This window comes from Ruminococcus sp. OM04-4AA (genome assembly GCF_003462585.1).
Classification (GTDB): Bacteria; Bacillota; Clostridia; order Lachnospirales; family Lachnospiraceae; genus Mediterraneibacter; species Mediterraneibacter faecis.
The window spans coordinates 1-21,273 of record NZ_QTZH01000045.1 but is presented as its reverse complement, the minus strand read 5'-3'; the positions used below and the strand labels follow the sequence as shown (position 1 = coordinate 21,273).

The following is a 21,273-nucleotide window of genomic DNA, read 5'->3' as shown; positions in this document are numbered from 1 at the left end:
AACATATTATACATAAAAATAATAAGAAAAACAGTATTTAGTAATAAAAAAGCAAAAAATATAACAAACCGAGCAACAATGAAATTGATATCCATTGGTGAAAACGTTATACTTTAGTCGTGAGATAAGTAAGAATAAAAGTTATTTGGAGGGGAACATATTGATGACGGGAAGATTGACGCTGCCGACAGATGCAGATGTTATTGACGAGACATTACGATTAAAGAATCTCTTGGGAGCAGATGCGTTGAGAGATTGTGACGGAACAGAGATGCCAGAAGAACTTCTGTCAGAGCCGGTTAAGAAATACGCTACTTATTATACAACAAGAAAAGATAATGAGTGGGCAAGTGCCAATCCGGAAGAAATTCAGCAGGAATATTTGATCAGTAACCGTGTGACAGCAAGAGGCGAAACACTTCGTATTCGCTTAATGGAAGGATTTCACACAGAGCAGCTGAAAGTAAATACGTTAGATGATCCAAAACGTTGGTGGGAAGTGATCGACCGTACAACTGGAGAGATTGTTCCTACAGATAAATGGGAATTTGATGAAGCTTCAGGAGAAGTTGAGATCCAGACAAAGGCATATCATGAATATACAGTAAGCTTTCTGGCATTCCTTATCTGGGATCCGGTACATATGTATAACTTCATTACAAATGATTGGCAGGATACACCACATCAGTTGACATATGATGTAAGACAGCCGAAGACACAGAAGTATGTAAAGGAAAAGCTGAAAAGATGGTGTGAAGAGAATCCGAATATAGATGTTGTTCGATTTACAACATTTTTCCATCAGTTCACATTAACTTTTGATGATCAGAAGAGAGAAAAGTACGTTGAGTGGTTTGGATACAGTGCAAGTGTAAGTCCATATATCTTAGAAAAATTTGAAAAATGGGCAGGATATAAATTCCGTCCGGAATTTATCGTGGATCAGGGATATCACAACAGTATGTTCCGCGTACCGAGCAAAGAATTCCGTGACTTTATTGAATTCCAGCAGATTGAAGTTTGTGCACTCGCGAAAGAGCTGGTTGATATCGTTCACTCTTATGGAAAAGAAGCTATGATGTTCCTTGGAGATCACTGGATCGGAACAGAGCCTTATGGTAAATACTTTGCAGGCATCGGACTTGATGCAGTTGTAGGTTCTGTTGGAAGTGGTGTGACACTTCGTATGATTTCTGATATCAAAGGCGTTGATTATACAGAGGGACGTCTCTTACCATACTTCTTCCCAGATGTATCTGCGAAGGCGGAGATCCGATCGGAGAAGCAAGAGACAACTGGAGAAAAGCAAGACGTGCTCTTCTTCGTTCACCATTAGACAGAATCGGATACGGCGGATACTTAAAACTTGCCAGTAACTGGCCGGGATTCATTGATGAGATCCAGAAAGTTGTTACAGAGTTCCGTCAGATTCATGAGAATATGCAGGGAACACCTTCCTATGTAGCACCATTTAAGGTTGCAATCCTCAACTGTTGGGGAGGACTGAGAAAGTGGATGTCCAATCAGGTACATCACGCAATCTGGCACAGAGAGACTTATTCAGCAGAAGGTGTGCTTGAGTGCTTAAGTGGTATGCCATTCGAAGTTGAATTCATCTCCTTTGATGACGTGAAGAAAGGTATTCCGGAAGACATTGGAGTAATCATCAATGTAGGTGATGCATATACAGCATTTAGTGGAGCTGAAAACTGGATCGATGAAGAAGTTGTAACAAATATTCGTCGCTTTGTTGACGAGGGAGGCGGATTCATCGGAGTTGGTGAACCGACAGCATATCAGCATCAGGGAAGATTCTTCCAGCTGTCAGATGTACTTGGCGTAGATCGTGAGATGTGTTTCTCACTTAATACAGATAAGTATAATGAATTAGATGCAAACCACTTTATTTTAGAGGATATTGAAGGTAAAATAGATTTTGGTGAGGGAACAAGCCGTGTCTATGCACAGGGCAAGAATTACCAGATCCTTGCAATGGATGGAGAGTACAGCCAGATGGTTGTTAATGAATATGGAAAAGGACATAGCGTATACTTTGCAGGTCTTCCATATTCTCCACAGAACTGTAGAATTCTTCTTCGTGCTATTTACTATGCAGCAGGCATGGAAAAAGAGATGAAGCATTACTATGTAACAAATGTTGATACAGAAGTAACTGTATTCCCGAAGAGTAAGAAGATCGCAGTTATTAATAACTCATCAGAAGCGCGACACACAGATGTATATATCAATGGCAACTGTGTATATGAACTGGATTTAGAGCCAGGCGAGATGCGTTGGGTAGATGATGTTGAATAAAGATAACTTATGAAACGCAAGGAATGCATTTCATATTTTATAAAGCAGTACTTTTAAATGTATAAGGAGGACAAAAACTATGAAAAAGAAAGTATTGAGCGCACTTTTAGTAGCAGCAATGTCAGTATCTGTACTTGCAGGATGCGGAAGCAAAGCTGACAACAACACTGATGCAAAGAATGATGCATCACAGGAAAACACACTGAGCGTATGGTGCTGGGATCCTAACTTCAACGTTTATGCAATGAAACAGGCAGAGGCAATCTACCAGAAAGATCACCCGGATTTCAAACTGGATATTCAGGAAAAAGTATATTCAGATATTGAGACAGCTCTGATCACAGCAGCTGAAGCTGATGATTACAGCACATTGCCGGACATCTTCCTGATGCAGGATTACTCTTTCCACAAAAACGTTGCAAACTATTCAGGAATCTTTACAGAACTGACAGATTCAGGAATTGATTTTTCAAATTTCTCAGCAGGAAAGTTAGCTGACTCTACAGTAGATGGAAAGAACTATGGTGTACCATTTGATAACGGTGCTACAATCATGGCAATCCGTAAAGACATGGTTGAGGCAGCTGGTCTTACAGTAGATGACTTCAAAGACACAACATGGTCAGACTTCATCGAAAAAGCTAAAAAAGTAGTTGAGACAAACAATGTTCCAATGCTTACAAGCTCAGGCGGATCTGAGATCATCATCGAGATGCTTCAGTCTGCAGGTGCTTCTCCGATGGTAGACGGAAAAGTTGACTTAGTTAATAACAAAGCTCTTAAGAAAGCAATCGAGACATACAAACAGCTCATCGACGAAGGAATCATGGTTGATTACACTGACTGGGATCAGTACATCGCTTCTATGAACAAGGGAACAGCAGCTGGTGTTATCCAGGGATGCTGGATCATGTCTTCAATTCAGGCAGCTGACGATCAGGCTGGAAAATGGTCTATCGTAAACATGCCTAAACTTGATGATGTTGAGGGTGCTACAAACTACGCAAACTGTGGTGGAGCAAGCTGGGCAGTATCTTCTAACTGCAAGAACACAGACCTTGCATATGACTTCCTTAAGACAACATTCGGTGGAAGCGTAGAGTTATATGATGATCTTCTTCCAAACGCTGGAGCAATCGCAAGTTACTTACCGGCTGCTGAGTCTAAAGTTTACAATGAGACATCTGATTTCTACGCTGGACAGGCTGTATACAAAGACATCGTAGACTTCGCTGGAAAGGTTCCTGGAATCGATTATGGCGCATACTACTCAGATGTTAGAAGTGCATTAACAGATGCAATCACAAATGTTGTTCAGAATGGCGCTGACATTGACAGCGAGATCAAGAACGCTCAGGATACAGTAGAATTTAATGTTGGTGAGTAATCATCAAAGATTAGAAACAGAACGTACCGGGAGTGCAGTATTGCGTTCCCGGTTCTGTTTTAGGAGAAAAAAATGGGAAAAAAGAAAACAAAATTGACATTAGAAAAAAAGTATAATCTTACCGGATGGGCGTTTTTGCTTCCAGCAGCTATTTTAATTTTTGTGTTTTGTTTTTATCCAATGGCACAGGCAATCCTGCTTTCTTTTAGAAAAACAGGGGGAGTGTTTACCGGGTTATCGAATTATACCAGAGTTTTCCAGGATAAAACATTTCAACAGTGCTTGTTTAATACGTTCTTTTACTTTTTGATCCAGGTGCCGATCATGCTTGTTCTTGCCTTGATCCTGGCACAGCTTTTGAATAGTCCAAAGATCAGATGTAAAGGTCTTTTCCGTACATTGATCTTCCTTCCGTGTGCAACATCACTTGTATCTTACTCTATGATCTTCAAGTCCTTGTTTGCTCCGGACGGAGTTGTGAACAGAGTTCTTACAGGAATTGGATTATCCTCTGTCGACTGGTTCCAGAGTACATGGCCGGCTCGTTGGGTAATTGTTATAGCTTTGATCTGGAGATGGACAGGATACAATATGGTATTCTATCTTGCAGGATTACAGAATATTGATTATTCCGTATATGAAGCAAGTTATATCGATGGAGCAACACCATTTAAGCAGTTTATAAAGATTACAATTCCGCTTCTGAAGCCAACAATCCTTATGACAGCAATTATGTCAACTTCAGGAACACTTCAGTTGTTTGATGAGTCTATGAACCTGACAGCAGGTGGACCTGGTAAGTCAACTATGACATTGGCACACTACATCTACAATATTTCCTTTGTAGAGACACCGAAATTTAATTATGCAGCAGCATTGTCTGTATGTATTCTTATAATGGTAGCAATTCTGTCTGCAATTCAGATGAAAGTAGGTGACAAACGTGACTAAATTGAAATCAATAGTTTCTTATGCAGTGTTGATTATTGCAAGCTTTCTGTCTGCATTTCCACTGTATTACATGCTTTGCGGAGCAACAAACTCAAGTATCGATGTCGTAAGAGGTAAACTCTATCCGGGTACTCACTTGATAGAGAACTTTAAGACACTGGTAGGCATGCAGAATCTTGGGCTTGCAATGTATAACTCATTCCGAAATGCGATCATCATTACAGTTGTAGCACTGCTTGTGTGTTCAATCGCCGGATATGGATTCGAGATTTATCATGACAAAGGAAAAGATACTTTAATGAGTATTCTTCTTCTTGCAATGATGCTTCCTTTCGTAGCCATTATGATTCCGCTGTTTAAGATGTTTACTTCATGGGGACTGGTTAATACATGGATCGCACTTGCGCTTCCGACAATTTCCACTCCGTTTATGATCATGCTGTTCAGACAGGCAGCCCGTTCTTTCCCGCATGATATTATCGAAGCAGCAAGACTTGAGGGATTAAACGAATTTCAGATCTTCTTTAAGATGTTTATCCCGGTTATGAAATCTACTTATGGAGCAGCTATGACTGTAACATTCATGAGTGCATGGAATAACTACTTATGGCCAACGATCATTTTACAGGACAGCAAAGCAATCACTATGCCGATGCTTGTAGCGAACCTGAAGAGTGGTTATAGTGTTGACTATGGTATGCTGATGCTTGGTGTATTGATTTGTACACTTCCGACTGCAATCATCTTCCTGTGCTTACAGAAGAGCTTTGCAAACGGAATTACAGGAGCGGTAAAATAATGCAGCAAAAGTATTGTATAAAACAGGAATGTTTAAGGAAGGCGCAAGGTGCCTTCCTTTTAGCACATAAAATGGGATTGCTTGAGGATCCTTCTATGGAGGGACTTGAAGCAAGAAGACAGAATCATAATGAAAAGCTGAAGATGATGGAGCAGGAGGAGAAGCTGTTCTATGGACCACGTTATTTTTCAGCACCGGCGTATTTGCAGTATGAGCTGACAAGACTGAAACTGGATTTTGTCCAGCCAAGTGAGGCGGTTCGAAGCACAGGTCTGTGTCCGGATGTCACAGAGCAGGAGAAGAAAGAATTTTACGAAAAAAATATGGATTTATTCGGTCGATATTTCGGAGATCTCTTTACTTATGAAGAGGTAGAACAGATTATTGAAAAAAGATTACGGGAGGATGCATATGACAAGCTTATCGAAGACGTATTACGTGAGTTCGAAGACAGGAAATGATTCGAACGATGGACTGACAAGCGAAAGTGCATTCGCAAGTCTTTTTGCAATCAATCAGAGAAGTCTGCAGCCGGGAGATCATGTATTACTTGAGCGTGGGAGCATCTTTTGCGGACAGTATCTTCAAGTGACAGACAGTGGGAGAGAAGATGCACCAATCGTGATCGGAGCTTACGGAGAAGGCGATGCGCCGCGTATTGAGGCTTGTGGGCAGGGAATCTGGTATCAGAATTATGGAGCCCCATTAGATTCACCAACTCATGTATATCGCGGGTATGTATCTTCCGCAGTTCTGCTGTATGATGCAGAATATATCATCGTAGAAGATCTGGAGATCACAAACGAGGCAGACAAAATTATCGGCGAGTACTATTCCCTTGGAGACAAGATGAACCGCACAGGTGTTGCTGTTGTAGCAAAAGACAAAGGGGTGCGACATGGAATCACATTGCGTAATCTTCTGATCCATGATGTGAATGGTAATGTATATGACAAGCATATGAATAACGGTGGCATTTACATGACAGCGCTTCGTCCGGAGAACGAAGAACTGACCGGAGTAGCACGTTATAAAGATGTCACAGTTGAGGGATGCTTTGTGTATCAGGTGAGCCGTTGGGGAATTGCTGTCGGTTATACTTATGCACATGACAAGTTCCAGGGAGCAGAGCTTGATGAGGAAATCTTCCTGAAATATGGTCACGAAAATATGCTGATCCGCGATAATTATGTAAAGGCAGCAGGTGGTGACGGCATTACATCGATGTATGCACTTCGTCCACTCATAGAGCACAATATGACAGATTCCATCGCCTGTGAGATCAATGATCGGATCTATAGCGAGCCGGGTAATCGCCTGGGAAAGGTGGCAGCAGCTATCTGGCCTTGGAAGTGTAAGGATGCGTTGTTCCGATATAATGAAGGCACTGATACAAGACTGAATCAGGACGGTATGGCATATGATGCAGATTCCGGTGACGGAACCGTTTATGAGTATAATTACAGCAGACAGAACGAAGGCGGATGTGTGATGTTCTGTTTGCAGGAAGCAATTCATAATACGTTCCGTAACAATGTCAGTTTCGATGACCTTGGAGGAACGATCAGTCCGGCAGAGAACCCGGATGCACTGATCAAAGATAATACTTTCTATGTAAGAAAAGGCGTTCCGTTCGTTCGTAAAAATATGGATGGCGGTAATTATACATTAGAGAATAATCAGATTGTTGATTTGGAAAACTAAAAATTTGATGCTAAAAAAGACTATGAAAAAAACATTTTTTTCATGGTCTTTTTTTAATGGAAATAAATAAAAAAGAAATTTCTGTTTAGTTCCGAATTAGACAAAAATGGCATGAAAATCAACTAAAAAAAACGAGCCGAAAAAAAACCAGATTGCTATAATAAAGTTAATGTGGATAAAAAGAATCTATGTGAAGATAAAACAAAAATTCAAATAGGAAGGGCGCAGGATTTATGAAGAATCGAAAGAAGCAATTCCTAAAGCTTGGAATCATTCTATTGGCGATTGCTGTTACAGGAACTGTTGCCGGAATCATTCAATATAAAAAGGCAAATCAATTCGATCTTACTGTTGCGGAACACGTAATTAGTAAAGAAGAGTATCTGAACTGTATGAAGGCAGTTGAATATGATACAAAGATACAGATTCAGCAGGAGTATGGCGCTATATATGAAGATGACTTCTGGAAAAAACAGTATGATGGAAAACACGGGTATGAAATTCTGGCGGATAATACAGTAGAAGAGTTGAAACACATTCATGCTGTTTACGATCTTGCAAAAGAACAGGGAGATATCACAGACAGTAGTTATGAAGCACTGGAAAAACGCTGGAAAGATGAAAATGCAGAGCGAAGTGAGAAAGTAGAAAAAGGCGAAGTAATCTACGGGCTTAAAGAATATACGTTTCAGCTTTATCTGGATTATGAAATCAGCACGTTAAAAGAAAAGTACTGTAACGATACCAATCGTGAAGGTATGAAACTGACAGAGGATGAAATACAGGAACACTATCAAAGCCGAGAGTGGATCTTTGGAGACAGCGATGAAAATGCAGACCTTGAGATGGCAAGGATCGCGGTCGAAAGAGAACTGCGTGAGCAGAAGTATGATGATATGATCACGCAGCGTGAAACAGGTTCTCAGGTGGCAGGTAACATGGAGAATGTAAACCGAATAACCTTGAAGAATATACAATAATGGAGGGAGAAAAGCTATGAAGAAAAAATGGATGAGTCGTACGCTGGCTCTTGCGCTTGCTGGAACAACAGTTGCATCAATGGTGCCGACAGTTCCGGTTAATGCAAAGGAGTCTGCTGCGACAGGAACAACCTATTACGTTGATTCAAAAGATGGAAAAGACAGTAATGCTGGAACAGCTGAAAACAAGGCGTTCCAGACACTTAAAAAAGTGAATGAGCTTAACCTTGAGCCGGGAGACACAGTTCTTCTGAAAAAGGGATCTGTATTTGAGGATCAGGCTCTTAAGTTCACAAAAGAGGACAGCGGTACTGCAGAAGCACCGGTGAAGATATCTACTTATGGAGAAGGAGAGAAACCAAAGATCAATACAAATGGTCATGGACAGTGGGAGCTGAATTATGGTAATCCGCTGGATAACCAGAACCATAAATGGAAAGGTACTGTATCCTCCAGTATTTTAATTGAAGATACTGAATACCTTGAAATCGAAGGTCTGGAACTGACCAACGACAGAAAGAGTGCAACAGATACTGAACAAGGTAAAGCGTATAATGATGCATACGCAATGGACAGAACCGGTGTTGCCGGAGTTGCAAAGGATAATGGAACAGTAGATCATATCGTATTGAATGATCTTTATATCCATGATGTAACAGGAAACGTTTATAACAAGCATATGACAAACGGTGGTATCTACTTCATCGTTGCAAAACCAACGAATGAAGGCGAAACAGGAATTGCAAGATATAATGACGTCCAGATTAGAAACTGTTCTTTGAATAAGGTAAACCGTTGGGGAATTGCAGTAGGATATACCTATCAGTGGGGACAGTTCGAAACAGGTGAACTTCCGGATGCAACGATGGCAAAATATGGTTCCTCCAATGTAGTCATCGAGAACAACTATCTGAACCACGTAGGTGGAGATGCAATCACAACCATGTATCTTGACAGACCATTGATTCAGTACAATGTGTCAGAGAACGCAGCTGAACAGATTAATACAACAGATTATGCACAGCAACAGCCAAGACTGGATGCAAATGGAAAAGAGATTGGTAAACAGGACGTTGGAGCAGGACGAGTGGCAGCCGGTATCTGGCCATGGAAATGTAAAAATGCGATTTTCCAGTATAATGAATGTTTAAAACATTGAATGCCGCAAGTGGTAATGGCGATGGACAGCCTTGGGATGCTGACTATGGTGACGGAACAAACTATCAGTACAACTACAGCCACGGAAATACCGCAAGTACCATCATGTTCTGTGGAGGAAATTCTGTTAACAATACATTCCGTTACAATATCAGTCAGAACGAAGATATGGGACCATTGGACCCGGCAGGTAACTCCGGAAATTGTCAGGTTTACAACAATACGTTCTATATCAAAGAAGGTCTCAATACCATCTGGCACAGAAGCCATGGCAATGGCGGTCCTGTAGATATGGAAAATAATATTTTCTACTTCGCAGGTAATACACCAGTTAATGTAAAGGAATGGAATCCTAGCGGAAATAAAACTTATAGCAATAACTTATATTATAATGTAAAGAATTATCCGAACGATGCAGCTCCTGTAAAAGTAAACGCAGGAACAAAAGTACTTGAGAATGCAGGTTCCGGTCCAGATTCTGTAGCAACAGACAAAGCAGCTAGAAAACACGAAGATCCAACTAAAGAAACAGTATTCGACGGATACAAACTTGCAGAAAATTCTCCGGCAATCAATAAGGGTAAAGTAGTGGTTGACAGAAATGGTTATACGATCGATCACGATTTCTTCGGCCATGCGATCACAGCAGTACCGGAGATCGGAGCAGCAGAGAGTGATGTAGTAGCAGACACTCTTATCCTGAGATCTAACGTATATAAAGTTCCGGAACAGACGTAAGTGAACTTCCGAAGAACACAACAGTAGAAGCTTTCCTTAAAAATATCATCGTAGATACAGGCGTCAAAGTTACTGTTAAAGACGGTGAGAACGTACTTGAAGGAACAGATGTTGTAAAGGGAGGAGCAAAAGTTGTTCTTTCATATGAAGGAAAAGAAAATGTAACTTATACAGTCGTTGCAAGTTCTGATAAAGAACTGAAAGCTTCTTACTATGAAGTGAGAGGAACAGAGTTGGAAGTTCCTTACACAGAGAAAAATCCAACAACAGTAAAGGAACTGAAGGCGAGTCTTACGGTAGCTGATACAGCAACTGTTTCTGTAGTAAATGCTGGAAAAGAACTGGCAGATAAGGATGCAGTAGCAGACGGAATGACACTTCGTATCACAGCGGAAGATGGAACTACAAAAGAGTATGCGATCAAGCAGAAAAATGAATACAACTGGACTTTAGATTATATAAACGGACAGCAGGGAAATGTCTGGTTCGGACAGATGAAGGACGGATCCGGTGACTGGGCGAATATGACATCTGTTGATAAAGATGGCTGGCCAAACTGGGCTACTCATACATATTATGGACCTGGTATTGATGATGATCAGCATGTAACTACAGCAAGCAGTCCAGACAAACACGGTTTACTTTCTGCACCGCCAAGCACAAATATCTCAACAGCAATGGCATACAGAGTACCAAAGAGCGGAACAGTATCATTCAAAGTTAGAGATAATGAGCCATATCTTCGTCAGAATGATAACGCAGGCGGAACAGTTACATTAAGCCTCTATGTAAATGGAACAGAGAAGAAGAACTTGACACTTGAAACCAGTAAAAAGAAAGAAGGAAACTGGGAAAAGGCAGAAGAAATCGAAGTGACTCGAGGCGACATGATCCGTGTAGTAGCAAAATGTAACGGAAATCCAAGCAAACCATCTGCTCATATTACACCGATTATTACTTACGTAGATAAAGCTGCTGCAGATAAAGAAGCTCCAACAGTTCCGGCAGATGTGAAAGCATCCGAGATTGCTCATACAGGAGCAAAGCTCACTTGGACAGCGTCTAAAGATAACGTAGAAGTAGCCGGATACAATGTATACCTGAACAATGAGAAAGTAAATGATGAACTTATCACAGGAACAGAGTATGATCTGGCAGACCTTACAGCAAATACTGAGTACAACGTAACAGTAACAGCAGTGGATGCTGCAGGAAATGAGTCTGAAAAATCAGAAGCAGCGACATTTACAACACTGAAGGGAGCAGACCTTACAGAACTTACAGCAACGATTGCTGAGGCAGAAAAAATTCTTAAAGCAGAAGATAAAGATAAATATTCTGCAGCAGCTCTTGTAGAACTTCAGGAACTTGTGAATGCAGGAAAGCTGTTGACAGCAACATCTACTCAGGAAGCTGTAGATAAGAAGAAAGATGAAATCACAGCAAAACTTGCTGATATTCAGACACAGTTTACAATCACAGCAACAGCAGGTGAAGGCGGAAAGATTGAACTGAAAGACGAGATCAAAGAGAGAGCAAAAGACGAAACAAGTTACGAAACAAAAGCTTATAAGGGAACATCCAAAGTGTTCACAATCACTCCTGACAAGGGATATCATATTGAAAGTATTGCCGTTGACGGAGAGAATGTAGAAACTATTGCAACAGAGTATGCTTTCGAAGGTATTGTTGCAGATCATACAATTGCTGTAACATTTGCAAAAGATGAGCTTACAATTGCGAAAGAAAATCTGTTAGCAACAATTAATACAGCAAACAAAAAACTTGCAGAGACAGAGCAATACACACCGTCATCTTTAAAAGATCTTGAAGATGCAGTCAAAGCTGCGCAGGCTATTTACGACGATCCAGATGCTGATCAGAATAAAGTAAATGAAGCAAAGACAAATGTAGAAGATAAGATGAAAGCTCTGAAAGCGAAAGCCAAGAAAGATGCTCTGAAGCTTGCAATTACAGCAGCAGAAGGTGATGCCGCATTAGTTGACAAATACACAGAAGAGTCTATTGAGAAGCTTCAGAAAGAAATCAAAGCAGCGAAAGAAGTATTAGCTGATGAGAATGCATCACAGGAAAAAGTAGACGCAGCAGAGAAAGCAGTTCAGGCAGCACAGAAATCTCTTGTTGAGAAAGAGACACCGAAGCCAGAGGCACCTGTTAAGAGGATGAACTGAAAGCTGCAGTAGAAGATGCAACAAAGGTTGTAGGAGATACAGAGCAGTATACAGAAGAGTCCCTTGCAGCACTTCAGGCAGCAATCGATGAAGCGAATGCAGTACTGGATAATCCAGAAGCAACACAGGCTGAGATCGACGCAGCAGTGAAAGCTGTAAAAGAAGCAAAAGAAGCCCTGAAAGTAAAAGAAGACAAGAAAGACGACAGCAATAAGGGCGACGACAAGAAGGATGACAATAAGAAGGATGATGGCAACAGCGGAGCATCCAACAATGGTTCATCTAATGGCGGATCAAACAATAACGGATCATCCAATACAGGATCTACTAATACTGGATCAGGTAACAAGGGTACTACAAGTACTGGAAGTACTACATCACATGCAGCTAAGACTGGAGATACAACAAATGTAGTAACATGGTTGTTCGCTTTAGCAGCATCGGCAGCTGCAGGACTTGGTGTAGTAAAACGTAAAAAAGAGGATTAAGAAACACTTAACCTTGGCTTTATAAAAGGAAAAAATTAGTTCAAACAGGCGGGAGTCAGGAAGTCCTGATTCCTGCCCGTATGAATAATGAGGAGGAACAAAATGAAGAAAAAGACCGTATCAATGTTTATGGGCCTTGTTCTTGGAGTGACAACTGTATTTAGTTCAATTGGACCGGCAGTTGTCACTGTATCTGCTGCCGCAGCTGAAAGCGGAGTGACAGATTCTGACTGTACTGATAAGAGTACAAAAGAACCAGAATCAGATAAAGTTGTACCGGATGCGAACCAGTACAAATATCAGAAAGATGAACTGGCAGCATTCTGCCACTTCGGTCCGAATACGTTCAATGAAATTGAGTGGGGAGAGCATTACGGAGATAAAAAACCGAGTGAAATCTTTACATTGAAAGATAACTTTGATGCAGACACACTCGTACGTACATTAAAGAATGCAGGATTCAAGAAACTCATTATAACAGCAAAGCATCATGATGGTTTCTGTATCTGGCCGAGTAAATATACAGAATATGATGCAGAGGCAGCAGGGTATAAAGGAGATATTCTTGCGGAGATATCTGCTGCGTGTACAACCTATAATATGGACATGGGACTTTACCTGTCTCCGTGGGATATTCATGAGCCATCTTACGGATATTATGATGCCAATGGAAAACCGACAAGCAAGGAAAATGACGTATTAGATTATAATGAATATTATAACAATCAGTTAGAAGAAATTCTTGGAAATTCAAAGTACGGCAATAACGGACATTTTGTTGAAGTATGGATGGATGGAGCCAAAGGAAGCGGTGCCAATGCACAGGACTATGAGTTTACAAAATGGTTTGATACAATCCAGAAACACCAGGGAAAAAAGGCAGGCAAGGATGCTGACTGTATGTTATTCGGAGCTCAGGCATATACAACCGTTCGCTGGATTGGAAATGAAGATGGCGTTGCTCACGAAAACACATGGGCAAAATCTAAAGTCAATGAAGCAAATAATACAATTGATAGCAACGGAACTACACCATATACCATTGGATATGCAGATGGAAACAAATGGACCGTACCAGAGTGTGACGGACGTATTACATCCGGATGGTTCTGGGGAACCAAAAAGAACACTCCGAAGACAATTACACAGCTTGCTAACATGTATTTTGATTCGGTAGGACATAATGCAACCATGCTTCTGAATGTACCGCCGAATAATCAGGGTACAGTGGATAAGCCAATTCTCGACAGAGTGACAGAATTTGGACGGAATGTGGAAGAAACTTTCAGAAAGAATCTGGCAAAGAATGCAACAATTGAGGCATCTAATGTTCGTGGAAATGATATAGCATTCAAACCAGGAAATGTAGTAGATGATAAAGATGAAACATACTGGACAACAGAGGATGGAACAAAAGAAGGAAGCCTGACGATTAAGTGGGACAAAGCTAAGAAGTTCGATGTGGTTTCTATTGAAGAAGCAATTCAGAAAGGACAGCACATCAACAGCTATAAAGTTGAGTACAAAGCGTCTGACGATGCACAGTGGCAGACACTGAAAAGTGGAGTAACTGTTGGGGCAAAGAGACTGGTTAGAACAGCTCCGGTATCAGCAACTCAGGTGAAAATCACAGTAGGAACAACCAATGGAAAAGTTCCGATGTTGAGTGAAGTTGGTGTATACAAAGCAAGTGAAGGATTCCAGCTGGCAGGAGCAGCGCCGGAAGGAATGGATACAACAAGTGTTAATGAGACAAGTAAGTTTACATTTAGCCCCACAGGATGGAATCCTCAGACAGGAAGCCAGTACATCAACGGACAGAATACATGGTCCAATAAAGCGAATGCAGAATTTACTTTTAAATTCCACGGAACAAAAGCATATCTGATGGGTACAACAGATCCAGGTCATGGTCAAGCGGATGTTTATATTGATGATAAGCTAGTAGAAACAATTAATACACATGCAGAAAGCAGATCCACAGGAGCAAAAATCTTCGAATCTGAAGATCTGACAGATGCTGATCATACATTAAGACTTGTAGCAAAGACAGATGCTGCAATCGGTGTAGAAGCGGCTTACGTAATCAACAACGGTGGCGTAGGAATGATCGAGCTTGAAAAAGATGCATATACGATGAACGAAAAAGAAGAGCTGACAGTTAAAGTAAAACGTGTCGGTGGATCAAATGGAAAGCTTACAGCTAAGATCCAGCCAAACCCGGGAAGTGCTATTCAGAATGACTTTAATACAGAATATGCTCCGGATGTTATATTTGAAGCCGGAGAAACAGAAAAGAGTGTTGTCGCAGCAAAGACCAAACAGAATACCGCTATAACTGGTGACCGTGTATTCTCAATTGAGCTGACAGAAAAAACACCGAAGAATGCAATTATCGGATTTAACGGTTCTGCAAGAATCACAATCAAAGATGCAGATGGAATTACAAAAGATAAACTTCAGACATTGGTTACGAATTCAGCGGCGTTGGAAGAACATCTTTATTCAGAAGGATGGGACGCATTTGCTAAAGCACTGAAGACAGCTCAGGAAGTAGTGGAAAATGAGAGTGCAACAGATGCAACAATCAGAAGCGCATACACAGAATTAGATAAAGCAAAAGCTGCACTTAAGGTTCGTGAAAAGTATACAGAGAATGATCGTTTCAACTTCCCATGGAGAGCAGAAACAAGTGCTAAGCTGGAAGCGGAATTTGCGACAGTGTTAAAGGATGATCCAACCTCTGATGCTCAGTACCCAATGAAGATTGATGCTAAAAGCGATGCAAGTAATGGAAAATTTGTCACAGATATGGCAGCAAATGATGTTCTGAAATATGCCTATCATGCAGACAAGGCTGGTACTTATCAGGTGGTTATGAGATACCGTAGTGGTTCTGCCGAAAATGCGAAAAATAGTATCAAGATTACAGAAGCAAAAGGAAAGATTAAAGACCAAGAAGTTATAGTTGATCCAAAGAAAGAAAATGATAATGTTGTTTTTGGAACTGTAACATTTGATATCGAAGTAGTAAAACCTGGAGATGGCATGATTGTTATCACACCACCAGAAAAGAGAGATGGACTAGATGGTAAAGGTCCTGGAATCGACTACTTCATTATCAGCCCGAAGAATGTTGTATTAGACAAATTTGCCATCACAGCTACAGCAGGTAAAGGTGGAACTATCACAACAGAAGACCTTACAGATGGTAAAATAACAGAAGGCGAAAGCGCAACATTTACAATTACTCCGAATTCAGGATATGAAATCGCAGATGTAAAAGTTGATGGAAATTCCGTAGGAAGAAAACTTCTTACACATTTAGTGATGTGGATAAAGCACATAAAATTGAGGCAACATTTGCATTTGCAAATTATACAGCAGAAAATCCATTTGTATTCCCAGAAACAAAGGGAGTAACAAGCACACTGGAAGCAGAACATGCTACAGAATTGATTAATAGCAATGATTCAGATTCTGATCCGAACTGGCCGCTTACAATTACTTCTGAGAGCTGGGCAAGTAATGGAAAATTCCTGAACTGTATGGCATACAAAGATTATGCTAAGTACGCTTATACAGCAAACGTTCCTGGAATTTATAAAGTAACAGGTACTTATCGTGCAGGAGCACTGAATAAACTTGCATTTTCTGAGGAAGGAAGTAAGATTGAGGCAGCGCAGGTAGATTGTCCGTCAACAAAAGAAGGTAACAACTTAACTGTGAAGACATTCGAACTTAACATTGAAGTAAAAACTGCAGGAGCAGGAACTTTGGTTCTTACAGCACCGGACACAAACAAAGCTCCACAGCTTGATAAACTGGATATTCAATTGATAAGAACTGCAAGTGAAGCAGACCTTACAGAACTTACAGCAACGATTGCTGAGGCAGAAGAAATTATTAACGCAGGAGACAAAGATAAATATTCAGCAACAGCTCTTGTAGAACTTCAGGAGATGGTAAATGCTGGAAAGGCATTCACAGAAAAAACATCTCAGGCAGAGGTAGATGCGAAGAAAGCAGAAATCAAAGCAAAGATTGCTGACATCCAGACACAGTTTACAATCACAGCAACAGCAGGTGAAGGCGGAAAGATTGCACCGGAAGACACAACAACAGTTATAAGGGAACATCCAAAGTATTCACGATCACTCCTGACAAGGGATACCATATTGAAAGTATTACAGTGGACGGAGAAAATGTAGAAACTATTGCAACAGAGTATGCTTTCGAAGATATTGTTGCAAATCATACAATTGAAGTAACATTTGCAAAAGATGAGCTTACAATTGCGAAAGAAAATCTGTTAGCAACAATTAATACAGCAAACAAAAAACTTGCAGAGACAGAGCAATACACACCGTCATCTTTGAAAGATCTTGAAGATGCAGTCAAAGCTGCGCAGGCTATTTATGACGATCCAAATGCTGATCAGAATAAAGTAAATGAAGCAAAGACAAATGTAGAAGATAAGATGAAAGCTCTGAAAGCGAAAGCAAAGAAAGATGCTCTGAATCTTGCAATTACAGCAGCAGAAGGCGATGCCGCATTAGTTGACAAATACACAGAAGAGTCTATCGAGAAACTTCAGAAAGCAATCAAAGAAGCAAAAGAAGTATTAGCTGATGAGAATGCATCACAGGAAGAAGTAGACGCAGCAGAGAAAGCAGTCAAAGCAGCACAGAAGGCTCTTGTTGAGAAAGAGACACCGAAGCCGGAGGCACCTGTTAAGAAGGATGAACTGAAAGCAGCAGTAGAAGATGCAACAAAGGTTGTAGGAGATACAGAGCAGTATACAGAAGAGTCCCTTGCAGCACTTCAGGCAGCAATCGATAAAGCCATTGCAGTACTGGATAACCCAGAATCAACACAGGCTGAGATCGACGCAGCAGTGAAATCTGTAAAAGAAGCAAAAGAAGCTTTGAAAGTAAAAGAAGACAAGAAAGACGACAACAATAAGGGCGACGACAAGAAAGACGACAGCAATAAGGGTGACGACAATAAAAAGGATGACAATAAGAAGGATGACAGCAACAGCGGAACATCCAACAATGGTTCATCTAATGGCGGAACATCCAACAAGAATACTACAAGCACTGTCAATAAGACATCAAATGCAGTAAAAACAGGTGATGCAGCAAATGTAGCAGGTGTAGCAGGAGTTGCAATCCTCTGTCTGGCAACAGGAATTGTTGTTGTACTGATTAAAAGAAAGAGAATAAGATAAAATGATTGTAGTTATAAGTCTTATCATGATTCTATCATTTCTGCTAAGCGCAGTAGTTATTATGTGTTTATGTAAAAAATCGATAAACTGGCGTAATGAACAGTGTGGTTATGATTTAGAAGAAAGCATAGAACTGTAAAAAAGAAAATTGGTACAAAAGAAATAACTAATCAGAGAAACCCAGGAGTAAAATTCTGGGTTTCTGATTAGTTATTTTATTAAAAACGTTTTCCTGTATTGAGAAGGTGTTGCATTAATAACGCTTCCAAAGACTTTGGAATAGTGCTGCGAGTCTTTAAATCCAACCTGCAGTGCAATTTCCGTTAAGGTTAAATTGGTATCCTGCATTAGCTCAATGGAGCGATTGATACGATAAATATTAATATAGTTTGATAATGTGACGCCCATATAACTCTTGAAAAGTTTACTGAGATAACGGACGGAAATATGCAATTGTTGTGCAATGTCTTCTTGTAAGATTTTTGTAGCGTAATGAGTTTGAATATAATTCAATGTATAAGCTACATAACTGTTTTGAAGTTGAGGCTCTGCATGTTCACGTTCATGTACAAGCTCTGTGTGATCAAGAATATAGAGCATCAGGTTCATAAGAGCAACATTAAGATTAGCGGCTGTAAACAGACTGTCAGAGGAAGTACGCAAATCAATCAATTTCTGAAGATGCTTATCAATCGTTTCATCAGAGATGAGTCGATAATAAAAATGTGAAGAAAATAATACAGCATGAAGAAGCGTAATCGGGAATATTCCATCATTATCAAGAATGATAGTTGAAAACATATCAGGGTTGAAATGTATATGCTGAAACTCGCAATCTGAAGTATCATTCAGATAAAAAGAATGCACCACATCAGGAAGGATCATAATAAAGTCACCTTTTGTACAATGCAGGTTTTCTGATTGAATATCCATATAACATTCTCCGGAAAGAATTCGATAAATCTCAATATTAGTATGTAAGTGTCGACCGAATGTATAACCTGCCTTTCGATACGACACAACTGCTCCCGATAAAATAGAATCAGATAGAGACATCTGTTTAGAAACAGTATTTTTTGGGGAAGAGTCGGAAGTCCTACCGGGGTGAGCCAGAAGATTCGATCCAGTTTGTTCAGTATGAGTTTTTGTCATAAATTTATGCCTCCATAATTAAGTGAAAGATAAACCAAATTAAAATCTATTATAACACAAATATAAGAAAAACACACAAAAAAATATATAAATTTGCGATAAATTCATAAATTTTATAGAGCGTTTTCTGAGGAGAAGTCCTGGACGATGAGGAAAAATCACATAAATGGAAAGCGTCTCGCATGTGAGATTGTTGCTTTTATCAATTCCAATCCATTTGCGCAAGTAAAGATTAATGCAAAGATGTTATGTAAGGAGAAGAAAAAACAGAGGTAACCAAAAATGGGCAAATTTCAGATAATAAAAAAGAGAACCCCTTGAAAATCAAAGGTTTCTCTTGCATTTCATCAATGCGGAAGAGGAGACTTGAACCCTGTGCCGCGTCGGAAACACTGATAGAAAGGGGCTTTCCGCACATCATCATGCCCAGGTAACCATAGTGGAAACCAAAATATACTAAAAAAGTAGGTTTATAGTGGGTTTTATATTGTTAAAAGAGAGGACTACCTATCATTAATCTTTCAATGACGGGCAGTCCTTCTGTTTTAAAATTTTTAGGAAATGCAATGCCATGTACTGTGCTTCTCTCTGTAGATAGAAGCGTGGTCACAAGTATTTCCTTTTATTCCTTATCGCCGAATAATTTTTTAAAATAAGACATGTTTTCTTTGACAGTCTTTTCCCGTTTGTTTTTACCGTCCACTAAGATCGGTGTACACTGCTCCAGAATCCGGTCATAGATTCTTCTCTTATCAATATTAGGTTCTCCTTTTATCTCTTTCAGAGGAAGATTTGTTGTCGTAATCAATGGTTTTCCAGAGCGATATCTATGATCAATTACATCAAATATAATACCAAGCGCATATTCACTGCTTCTTTCAAGACCAAGCTCATCAATAATCAATAATGAACAGCAGGATAGTTTATTCATATATTCTGCCTTATTTTCGGCTCTGAACATTGTATCGACAATCGTATTAAAGTTTGTCATTTTTACGGTGACGTTTCTTTCCAAAAGGGCATTAGCAATGCAGGTCGCCACGTAACTTTTTCCTGTTCCTAATGGTCCCCAGAACAAAAGTCCCTTGGATTTCTGTTTCATTTTATCCCAGTTATCAACGTATTTTTTTGCTTTATCTATAACAGGGGTCATCTCTTCTGCGTTCGCAAAGGTACAGTTTTTCATTGCAACCTCATCAAAACAAATTCTTCTGTTTCTTGCAATTTGTACTCTGCGTTCCTTTTCTTCTTGTTCAGCCTTTTTCATCGCATTTGCATCCCTTTCACAGGCACACTGCCGGTAACGTATCCTGACTCCTAATAGATTATTCTCTGGCAACCATGCTTGCTTAGGTTCCTTGCAAACAGAACAATATATCAGTCCGTCTTCTCCTATAAATGTTTTTTCTTTATCCATCATAAACTCTCTCCTTCCTGACATTCATAGTTCAGCTCTTTATTACTAATGTTATTCTTATTTCTTATTACTTTATTAGGCGCCGACTTTTTGACCCTCATGGGGCCAGTATTCTGGCTATGCAGTGGTTGTTTATATGATCGTCCATTTTCTAATCGGGTTGAATTTCTGTCCTTCTGATAAATCTCTTCTGCGGGAATCTTTATATACAAGTGGTTTGGCTTAGAAAACCCACCAGATCTTCTTACCAGTAGTCCGGCTTCGTCCAATTCCTTTAATGCAGACTTTATAGATGACCTACATTTCCCTATATGTTTTATTAATTCCGTAATCGGATAGATCACATAGATCCGGCCATTTTCATCCAACCAGTTATTCATTTGTGAGAGTCGTGCCCGGTCATACAGCAGCATATACACCACCTTCCCGTTCTGTGAAATCGGATACTTCAACAGGAACTTAGGGAACTGAAAGTATGCAACCGAAATTTCTTCCTTGGTTATGTATTTATAATTCAATTCTTCACCTCATTTCGACTTTTTGATATTGACATATAGGTTTAAGGCCTCCATATGTAGAAACGTTTCAAGGGGCTTATACAACCATTTAACTCAACTTTTTTATTTTTACTAGAAAAATACTGCTTTTTACTATAAATAGCTGTTTCCCCAAAAAGGAACGCAGCTATTTGAGGATGATTTTAATAATTTTAGAAAAGTAATCTTTGGTTTTATTACTGGAATTTCCGAGATGAAAGG

General features: G+C 39.9%; 17 protein-coding genes and 2 pseudogenes. 16 read left to right on the top strand and 3 right to left on the bottom strand.

The window, feature by feature from the left end:
• The first annotated feature begins 163 nt into the window (after positions 1-163).
• The 15 genes and pseudogenes from gnpA (at position 164) to DXB52_RS11775 (ending at position 17,946) form a co-directional block, all read left to right on the top strand.
• Positions 164-2,316 (top strand): annotated as a pseudogene (gnpA, locus tag DXB52_RS11830) (1,3-beta-galactosyl-N-acetylhexosamine phosphorylase).
• Between the two features lie 79 nt (positions 2,317-2,395).
• The gene (locus DXB52_RS11825) at positions 2,396-3,703 is read left to right on the top strand and encodes an ABC transporter substrate-binding protein (protein ID WP_117836213.1); all 1,308 of its coding nucleotides are present in this window, start codon (positions 2,396-2,398) and stop codon (positions 3,701-3,703) included.
• A gap of 72 nt (positions 3,704-3,775) precedes the next feature.
• On the top strand, positions 3,776-4,654 hold the full coding sequence (locus tag DXB52_RS11820; protein WP_117540317.1) for a carbohydrate ABC transporter permease: 879 nt from the start codon (positions 3,776-3,778) through the stop codon (positions 4,652-4,654).
• On the top strand, positions 4,647-5,453 hold the full coding sequence (locus tag DXB52_RS11815) for a carbohydrate ABC transporter permease (protein WP_181966430.1): 807 nt from the start codon (positions 4,647-4,649) through the stop codon (positions 5,451-5,453). The genes DXB52_RS11820 and DXB52_RS11815 overlap by 8 nt, the downstream gene beginning before the upstream one ends.
• Before the next feature lie 71 nt (positions 5,454-5,524).
• Entirely contained in the window at positions 5,525-5,914 is a 390-nt protein-coding gene (locus tag DXB52_RS11810) for a hypothetical protein (RefSeq protein WP_227188609.1), read from the top strand.
• Positions 5,865-7,157 (top strand): right-handed parallel beta-helix repeat-containing protein, encoded by a 1,293-nt coding sequence (locus DXB52_RS11805; protein ID WP_118107459.1) that lies wholly within the window; start codon positions 5,865-5,867, stop codon positions 7,155-7,157. The genes DXB52_RS11810 and DXB52_RS11805 overlap by 50 nt, the downstream gene beginning before the upstream one ends.
• A gap of 233 nt (positions 7,158-7,390) precedes the next feature.
• A complete protein-coding gene (locus tag DXB52_RS11800) occupies positions 7,391-8,137 on the top strand; it encodes a hypothetical protein (RefSeq protein WP_117540321.1) in 747 nt (248 codons plus the stop codon).
• 16 nt (positions 8,138-8,153) lie between these two features.
• Positions 8,154-9,296, top strand: coding sequence for a polyhydroxyalkanoate depolymerase (locus DXB52_RS17295; protein WP_472520127.1), 1,143 nt, complete (start codon positions 8,154-8,156; stop codon positions 9,294-9,296).
• Positions 9,281-10,033, top strand: a complete 753-nt coding sequence (locus DXB52_RS17290) for a hypothetical protein (RefSeq protein ID WP_472520126.1) — start codon at positions 9,281-9,283, stop codon at positions 10,031-10,033. The genes DXB52_RS17295 and DXB52_RS17290 overlap by 16 nt, the downstream gene beginning before the upstream one ends.
• Positions 10,034-10,251: 218 nt before the next feature.
• Entirely contained in the window at positions 10,252-12,225 is a 1,974-nt protein-coding gene (locus DXB52_RS17285; RefSeq protein WP_472520125.1) for a fibronectin type III domain-containing protein, read from the top strand.
• Positions 12,222-12,344 (top strand): annotated as a pseudogene (locus DXB52_RS17280) (hypothetical protein); the annotation flags it as partial. The gene DXB52_RS17285 and the pseudogene DXB52_RS17280, both read left to right, overlap by 4 nt.
• Before the next feature lie 27 nt (positions 12,345-12,371).
• Complete coding sequence (locus DXB52_RS11790) at positions 12,372-12,713, top strand: LPXTG cell wall anchor domain-containing protein (protein WP_472520124.1); 342 nt, start codon at positions 12,372-12,374, stop codon at positions 12,711-12,713.
• A 102-nt stretch (positions 12,714-12,815) separates the two neighbouring features.
• The gene (locus DXB52_RS11785) at positions 12,816-16,136 is read left to right on the top strand and encodes an alpha-L-fucosidase (protein ID WP_472520123.1); all 3,321 of its coding nucleotides are present in this window, start codon (positions 12,816-12,818) and stop codon (positions 16,134-16,136) included.
• Entirely contained in the window at positions 16,046-16,924 is an 879-nt protein-coding gene (locus DXB52_RS11780) for a hypothetical protein (RefSeq protein WP_118107453.1), read from the top strand. The genes DXB52_RS11785 and DXB52_RS11780 overlap by 91 nt, the downstream gene beginning before the upstream one ends.
• Positions 16,906-17,946, top strand: a complete 1,041-nt coding sequence (locus tag DXB52_RS11775) for an FIVAR domain-containing protein (protein ID WP_118107451.1) — start codon at positions 16,906-16,908, stop codon at positions 17,944-17,946. Before DXB52_RS11780 ends, DXB52_RS11775 begins: the two co-directional genes overlap by 19 nt.
• 210 nt (positions 17,947-18,156) lie before the next feature.
• Here the strand turns inward: DXB52_RS11775 and DXB52_RS11770 are convergent, their stop codons facing one another.
• On the bottom strand, positions 18,157-19,098 hold the full coding sequence (locus tag DXB52_RS11770; RefSeq protein ID WP_227159524.1) for an AraC family transcriptional regulator: 942 nt from the start codon (positions 19,096-19,098) through the stop codon (positions 18,157-18,159).
• Positions 19,099-19,245: 147 nt separating this feature from the next.
• Between DXB52_RS11770 and DXB52_RS17275 the strand changes: the two genes are divergently transcribed.
• Positions 19,246-19,374, top strand: coding sequence for a hypothetical protein (locus DXB52_RS17275; protein ID WP_264466036.1), 129 nt, complete (start codon positions 19,246-19,248; stop codon positions 19,372-19,374).
• A 346-nt stretch (positions 19,375-19,720) separates the two neighbouring features.
• Here DXB52_RS17275 and DXB52_RS11765 read toward each other — a convergent pair whose 3' ends face one another.
• Entirely contained in the window at positions 19,721-20,518 is a 798-nt protein-coding gene (locus DXB52_RS11765; protein WP_252255936.1) for an ATP-binding protein, read from the bottom strand.
• Complete coding sequence (locus DXB52_RS11760) at positions 20,515-21,033, bottom strand: replication initiator protein A (protein WP_118107448.1); 519 nt, start codon at positions 21,031-21,033, stop codon at positions 20,515-20,517. The genes DXB52_RS11765 and DXB52_RS11760 overlap by 4 nt, the downstream gene beginning before the upstream one ends.
• Positions 21,034-21,273 lie beyond the last annotated feature (240 nt).

Bases quoted from the DNA above. Each gene is read 5' to 3' on its own strand.
- DXB52_RS11825 (WP_117836213.1), top strand. From the start codon at position 2,396: ATGAAAAAGAAAGTATTGAGCGCACTTTTAGTAGCAGCAATGTCAGTA.
- DXB52_RS11820 (WP_117540317.1), top strand. From the start codon at position 3,776: ATGGGAAAAAAGAAAACAAAATTGACATTAGAAAAAAAGTATAATCTT.
- DXB52_RS11810 (WP_227188609.1), top strand. From the start codon at position 5,525: ATGGGATTGCTTGAGGATCCTTCTATGGAGGGACTTGAAGCAAGAAGA.
- DXB52_RS11805 (WP_118107459.1), top strand. From the start codon at position 5,865: ATGACAAGCTTATCGAAGACGTATTACGTGAGTTCGAAGACAGGAAAT.
- DXB52_RS11800 (WP_117540321.1), top strand. From the start codon at position 7,391: ATGAAGAATCGAAAGAAGCAATTCCTAAAGCTTGGAATCATTCTATTG.
- DXB52_RS17295 (WP_472520127.1), top strand. From the start codon at position 8,154: ATGAAGAAAAAATGGATGAGTCGTACGCTGGCTCTTGCGCTTGCTGGA.
- DXB52_RS17290 (WP_472520126.1), top strand. From the start codon at position 9,281: ATGTTTAAAACATTGAATGCCGCAAGTGGTAATGGCGATGGACAGCCT.
- DXB52_RS11785 (WP_472520123.1), top strand. From the start codon at position 12,816: ATGAAGAAAAAGACCGTATCAATGTTTATGGGCCTTGTTCTTGGAGTG.
- DXB52_RS11770 (WP_227159524.1), bottom strand. From the start codon at position 19,098: ATGACAAAAACTCATACTGAACAAACTGGATCGAATCTTCTGGCTCAC.
- DXB52_RS17275 (WP_264466036.1), top strand. From the start codon at position 19,246: ATGAGGAAAAATCACATAAATGGAAAGCGTCTCGCATGTGAGATTGTT.
- DXB52_RS11765 (WP_252255936.1), bottom strand. From the start codon at position 20,518: ATGATGGATAAAGAAAAAACATTTATAGGAGAAGACGGACTGATATAT.